8 protein-coding genes are annotated in these 5,629 nt (G+C 51.4%); 4 read left to right on the forward strand and 4 right to left on the reverse strand.

The window, feature by feature from the left end:
- On the forward strand, window positions 1–235 hold a 235-nt coding region (locus tag AC6RNO_RS34095), incomplete at its 5' end, for a hypothetical protein (RefSeq protein ID WP_497108164.1).
- 70 nt (window positions 236–305) lie between these two features.
- Here AC6RNO_RS34095 and AC6RNO_RS34100 read toward each other — a convergent pair.
- The gene (locus AC6RNO_RS34100; RefSeq protein WP_474680010.1) at window positions 306–758 is read right to left on the reverse strand and encodes a hypothetical protein; all 453 of its coding nucleotides are present in this window, start codon (window positions 756–758) and stop codon (window positions 306–308) included.
- A 182-nt stretch (window positions 759–940) separates the two neighbouring features.
- On the opposite strand from AC6RNO_RS34100, the gene AC6RNO_RS34105 reads away from it, so the two are divergent.
- On the forward strand, window positions 941–1,969 hold the full coding sequence (locus tag AC6RNO_RS34105; RefSeq protein ID WP_497108165.1) for an acyltransferase family protein: 1,029 nt from the start codon (window positions 941–943) through the stop codon (window positions 1,967–1,969).
- 39 nt (window positions 1,970–2,008) lie between these two features.
- Here the strand turns inward: AC6RNO_RS34105 and AC6RNO_RS34110 are convergent, their stop codons facing one another.
- The 3 genes from AC6RNO_RS34110 to AC6RNO_RS34120 all read right to left on the reverse strand — a co-directional run bounded on the left by AC6RNO_RS34110 (window position 2,009) and on the right by AC6RNO_RS34120 (window position 3,822).
- Window positions 2,009–2,545: a DUF1003 domain-containing protein gene (locus AC6RNO_RS34110; protein WP_497108166.1), complete on the reverse strand. Its 537-nt coding sequence runs from the start codon at window positions 2,543–2,545 to the stop codon at window positions 2,009–2,011.
- Window positions 2,546–2,723: 178 nt separating this feature from the next.
- On the reverse strand, window positions 2,724–3,260 hold the full coding sequence (hpf, locus tag AC6RNO_RS34115; RefSeq protein ID WP_474680007.1) for a ribosome hibernation-promoting factor, HPF/YfiA family: 537 nt from the start codon (window positions 3,258–3,260) through the stop codon (window positions 2,724–2,726).
- 13 nt (window positions 3,261–3,273) lie between these two features.
- Window positions 3,274–3,822, reverse strand: a complete 549-nt coding sequence (locus AC6RNO_RS34120) for a hemerythrin domain-containing protein (protein WP_474680006.1) — start codon at window positions 3,820–3,822, stop codon at window positions 3,274–3,276.
- 167 nt (window positions 3,823–3,989) lie between these two features.
- Here AC6RNO_RS34120 and AC6RNO_RS34125 point away from each other — a divergent pair, with 167 nt between their 5' ends.
- Together AC6RNO_RS34125 and AC6RNO_RS34130 are read left to right on the forward strand one after the other, a co-directional pair.
- Window positions 3,990–4,850, forward strand: a complete 861-nt coding sequence (locus AC6RNO_RS34125) for a ChbG/HpnK family deacetylase (RefSeq protein ID WP_497108167.1) — start codon at window positions 3,990–3,992, stop codon at window positions 4,848–4,850.
- Window positions 4,851–5,003: 153 nt separating this feature from the next.
- Window positions 5,004–5,629: hypothetical protein (locus AC6RNO_RS34130; RefSeq protein WP_497108168.1), on the forward strand; the 626-nt coding region annotated here is incomplete at its 3' end.

The raw sequence follows: 5,629 nt of genomic DNA on the forward strand, positions 1-5,629 counted from the left end.
AAAAGTGCAGGCTTTTTCGCTGCAAGCGGCTTGTTTTGGGGAAATTCCTGCAATTGTGCAGGAATTTTTAATTTTGAGGGGCTTGAGCCCGCCCATCGGCGAAAAAAACTGTACTTTTGCAGGAATATTTCGCTGCAAGCGAATCAACGAGCAAAAGGCTGCACTTTTGCAGGCTTTTCGCTCATCGCCAACTGGATGCGTCCAGTTCCAGCTAGTAGTTCGTACAGGACGATAGATCAGTCTGCGTTATGGTCCGCAGGTTCCCAGCACTAACGAACTGGTCCAGCAGTTCCGGCAGGCGGTGTTCAATGCCGTTCTTCGAGGTAGCCCTGGAACAGCTCCTCTTCCGAAACCAGATGATCCGCCAAAACCGAGCAAGCCACGCTCAGAAGGGAAGCCGCCTCGGTCAGCTGTTTAATATCGGATGTGCAGCAGTTGTCCGCTGCGTGAATAAATGATTTGACAAACCGTTCCGCCAGTTTATGGTCTTCTTCCAAAACCCATTTGGTCGTCGCCAATGCCGGACCTGTTTCCCGGGATACGCAGCCCTCCCAAACTTCGTGCTCCTTAAGCTGGCGCAAAATAACCGCCATCTCCGCCCGGATTTCTTCCAGCAGCATCCTGCAGCGCTCGGTGCCGAGCTGGCTGACCATCAGATCCGCTTTATCCTGAACGGCATCCACTTCTTTTTTCAACGCTTCGTGCTCGGCGATGAACTGTTGAAGCTGCGGCATCGGAGCACTCATATCGATAACCATGGTAAAACCTCCTTCAATGCGTCGCGTCAAGTTACACCTTCATCATACCGTTTCCGCTGTCTGATGCTCTGTGAAGCAAGTCACACCGGATTTGACTATCTCGTGACTTTTATCATAGCTGCATTTCGGCTGCGGATTTAGTCTAGTTTTGGAAGACATCTATGCTGACGGAGGGAACTAATATGGATAACGCAGGCAAAGAAGCGTCGGACACTTTTATGCTGAACGCCAAATTTTTGCTGATCCTGCTCGTTGTAATCGCCAACTGCCTCGAACCGCTTATTGATCAAAATAGAGCAGTAAATACGCTGTATTTGTCGATTTACACTTTTCATATACCGATGTTCGTGTTTGCGATGGGCTATTTTGCAAAAGGCTTTCGGTTCGACGGCAGCGGCTTAAAAAGCCTGAGGACGATTTTTCACCAGTATCTTGTATTCCAAAGCATTTACTCGTTGATGGATGTGCTCGTGTTTCACGCTCCCGGCATCCGGTACTCGTTTTTTATTCCGTACTCGCTGCTGTGGTTTTTGTTCAGCCATCTTTGCTGGCGTCTGCTGCTGCGGGTTTTCGTTTCGTTCAAACACCCGCTGGCGGCGGCCTTTGCGATCGGGATATTGGCGGGTTATTTGCCTTTTTCGGGCGCTATTCTCAGCTTTTCGAGAACTTTGGTTTTCTTCCCGTTCTTTCTGGCCGGCTATTACTTCCGCTTTGACGGGGAGTGGCCGGCGAAAATCCGCGCCCTCCGAGGGCCTGGCATTGTTGCGGCTGCTGCTATCGCCATTGCCCTATATGCCGTTCCACTCGACCCCAAGTGGCTCTACAGCAGCTTTACGTACAGCCAATTAAATGCGGCAGGCTGGGCCGCCGGCGCTTATCGCCTGGGCATTTACGCGCTCCAGATCGCAGCTTCCGTCTGCTTTCTAAGTTTTGTGCCGCGGATGCGGAGCATCCTCACTTCCTGGGGTCCGCACACGGGGTACGTGTTTCTTTTGCAGGGGCTCGTGATCAAAACAGCGATCGCCACCGGCATCTATGCCTACGTCAGCGGACCGCTGCACGTTGCGCTTGTGCTGCTCGCAGCGGGCGTCCTGACCTGGATGCTGTCCCAGGCATGGGTGAGACGGCTCAGCCGCCCGCTGATCGAGCCGGATTTGGACCGGCTGAACCGGGCCATTTTCCACCACTATTCCGTCAGGAAAAAGACATGAAAAAAAGACCGTTCCACAAGAACGGTCGAATTGCTCAATTCAGCGGCCGCTTTCTTCGCTTGCCGGCCTGTTTTTCAGCAGCTCTTTGATTTCCGCCAGCTCATTTCTGACTTCAGCTCTAAACTCGGCAAAATCCGCCTCAAGCCTATGCAAATGCCCTTGCATGTCGTCAATTTCCATCTCCGCCTTGTAGTTGATGGCAAAATCAATGACGGCTTCCCGCTTGTCCCTTGCGGCTTGCCTGTTTTGGCTCATCATAATGATCGGCGCCTGAAATCCTGCGAGAAAAGACAGGACCAAATTTAATAAAATAAACGGAAATTCGTCGAAATGAATCGCTTTAGTGAAGGAAAGGGAATTGACGATAATCCATAACACCAATACTGCAAAAAATACGTTGATAAATTTCCAGCTTCCGCCGAATTCAGCAATGTTGTCCGCCAGCTTATCGGACCATTTGGTTGACTTTATATACTCATCATTCAAACTTTTATGAATGTGCGTCTCAAAATCATCCACCAAACGGTTTAAACGCGCGCTGTAATCTTTTATATCCTTTGCCTGTTCTGTCTCCAACTTCTCTCCTCCTTCGCGGCAAGCCGTACATGGAATCAATTATAAAGCTTATTCCGCTCTTTTAGAAGAAGCGCATCTCCCTTTTGAAACAATTGGAAAACAAAAACAGGCCATCCCCTGAAGCGGCTTGTTCAACCGCCTAGAGAATAGCCTTTAATATGGAATGCCGTGCTCTATGTCAGGTTGTCGTAATCAGTCCATAGGACCCGTCATTGCGTCTGTACACAAGCTCCGTTTTGTTGGAGTCGCGGTTGAAGAAGAGGTGGAAATTATGATCCAGCAGGTTCATCTGCAAAATAGCTTCCTCGATATCGACCGGCTTGACGGTAACGGTCTTCACCCGGGCAACTTCAAACGGCTCTTTCTCCGGCTCCTGCGCCCCCGATACGACAGCCAGGTCTTTCAATCCCCCCTGATGGCGAACGCGGTATCTCAGCTTCTCTCTGAGCTTGCGGATTTTCCGCTCCAGTTTGTCAGCAACCAGATCGAGGGAAGCGTACATATCTTCGCGCCGTTCTTCCGCTCTCAGCGTCAAGCCATGGCAGGCGACAGTCACCTCGACTACATGCTGCAGCTTATGCCCTTGTACGGACAGCGCTGCATGCAGCTCGCACGTTTCATCGAACCAGGAGCCCAGAGGGCCCAGCTTCCGCTCGGCGTATTCGTATAAAGCCGGAGTCACCTGCAAGTTTTTTCCGTGGACGATCAGTTTCATCGCTCTCATCCTCCTATGAGAAAAAGTAGTCTAAATCCGTGAAAACTTCTTCCGTCAAAGGCAGTACAAGCTGTTCTTCCATCGTCAAATGGTCGTTTAAAATAAGGCACGCCTGCAGCAAATGGGAGGCCGCCTCCACCGCTTGATCTTTTCTTGTGTTTTTGCGGGCGAGCAGTTGGCCTACCGACTCGTGAAACGACTGAAAAAACGAATCGGCAAGCTCATGGTCCCTTTCCAATACCCAAAAGGAAGGCATTATGGTAGGAACGGGATCGCGCCTCATGTACTCGATAAGAAAGGCAAAAAACTCCTTATCCTCCCATTCGGCGTGCCGCTTCAGTTCCGTCATAAATCCGGCCGTGCTTTGCTTCAATTTTGAAAGTATATCAAGACGTTGCTCCGCGTTATCCATCAGGCCGATCTCTTTGGCATGCGTTTCCAAAATTTTGATCTTGGCCCGCAAACGATGATGCTCATCTTTCCAGCGCTCCACGGCAAAGCTCAGTTTATTCGGATTCGTTGAGGCCATTCCCAGTTTGTAGCCGGTAGACTTAAGCGTCATATGCGATCCCTCCATGATCATGCAGTTGGTTCCTAATTTCATAGTAAACCGGCTCGCCCGTTTCCGCTGTGCGATTCCTCACATCAGAAAAAAATACTGGATGCTGCGGGATCGTTATTTTTGTATTATAGTGGAAGTTATTACGGAATGTCAGGAGGAGGAATCATATGGCCAATTTGGATTCATTGCAAACGGAACGATATCTCATTTTGCACGCGGACGATTTTGGAATGTGCCATTCAACCAACCGGGCGGTGCTGCATTTGCTGGAACAGCGGGCGATTTCCTCTGCGACGCTCATGGTACCCTGCCCATGGGCATTGGAAGCGGCTCGCGCCGCTGCAAGCAGTCCCGCTCTCGACGTAGGCATTCACTTGACATTGACAAGCGAATGGCCCTCGTACAAATGGGGACCCGTATCGCGCAGCGGTAACGTAGACACGCTCGTTGACGATTACGGGCATTTTCCGGCTGATCCCACTTACGTCATACATGCGGACCTGGAACAAATCAGGGAAGAGCTCGTCGCTCAAATCGAGACGGCCATTCGCTTAGGCGTGGATCCTACCCATCTGGACACTCATATGGGAACGCTGCATTACCATTTGGACCTGTATTTGGAGCTGGCCGAAAAGTATGACTTGCCGTTCCGTTTTATGGCTGGTCCTCCCCGTTTTGAGGTGCCGGCTGCCAATGTGGCAAGCGTCGCGCAAAAAGCGAAAGAGAAAGGAATTGTCCATCCGAACGAAGTGCTCATGCTGCCTTTTTACTACCCGGAAAAAGTGGGCTACGAAACCGTCAAGAAGACGGCCGTCGATTTGATCAAAAGCCTCAGGCCCGGCGTGACGGAGCTGCTGTTCCACCCTTCCCTCGATACGGATGAGCTGAAAGCGATAACAGATACGTGGGCATACCGGCGTTTTGAATACGACGTGTTCCTCGACCCGGATGTACAGGAGATGATACGAAAAGAGGGAATCCGCATCATCGGCTGGCGCGAACTGCGCGATTTGCAGAGGAAGAGATAAGCAGACTGCGCCTCTTGGATATGGGGAGCGATCAAAGCGGCAATCCTTTGGACTTTCTCAACAGCCGGGAAACATCTCGTCTCCCACGGTTTCTCCGACGGATAATTCCTGCACAAACGCAGGCTTCTCCCAAATGGACCGCTTTTTGAGAAAATGCAGCAGATTACGTTTGAGGTGACAGAGGAAGAGGGGCTGGCTGCGCGGGCACAAGCGTGGGTACAGCCTCAAAAAGCCTCAAAAAACCGCCCCATTTTTTGGATTATTGGAGGGGCCGCTCTTTCCCAACGCGGCACCTCCTTCCGCGCAGGCTGCGGTGCTGCACAGAAGGTGCGCGAAGCGGCTTGGGCTTTGGCCGGCTTGGCCGGGAGAAAACCTGCAAAAGTGCAGGTTTTTTCTGCGTTAGTGGTTCATTTTGGCGAAAAACCTGCAAAAGTGCAGGAATTTTCGATGAAAATGAACCTGAGCCCCTGTTTGCGACAAAAAGCCTGCACAATTGCAGGAATTTTTTCGTGGCGGCGTAGCAACGAGCAAAAAGATGTATTTTTGCAGGTTTTCTTCGCGCAGTCAGGCAGATTGCGGCGATCGGCGAGGGGTGTAGGTTTTTGCGAGGGGGTAGGGGTTGTAGGGGTTGCGAGGTTGCGGGGTTGCGGGGCTCTGTGGCTTCTGTGGCTTCTGCGGCTTCTGTGGCTTCTGTGGCTTCTGTGGCTTCTGTGGCTTCTGTGGCTTCTGTGGCTTCTGTGGCTTCTGTGGCTTCTGTGGCTTCTGTGGCTTCTGTGGCT

The organism is Paenibacillus sp. sgz302190 (assembly GCF_059820445.1).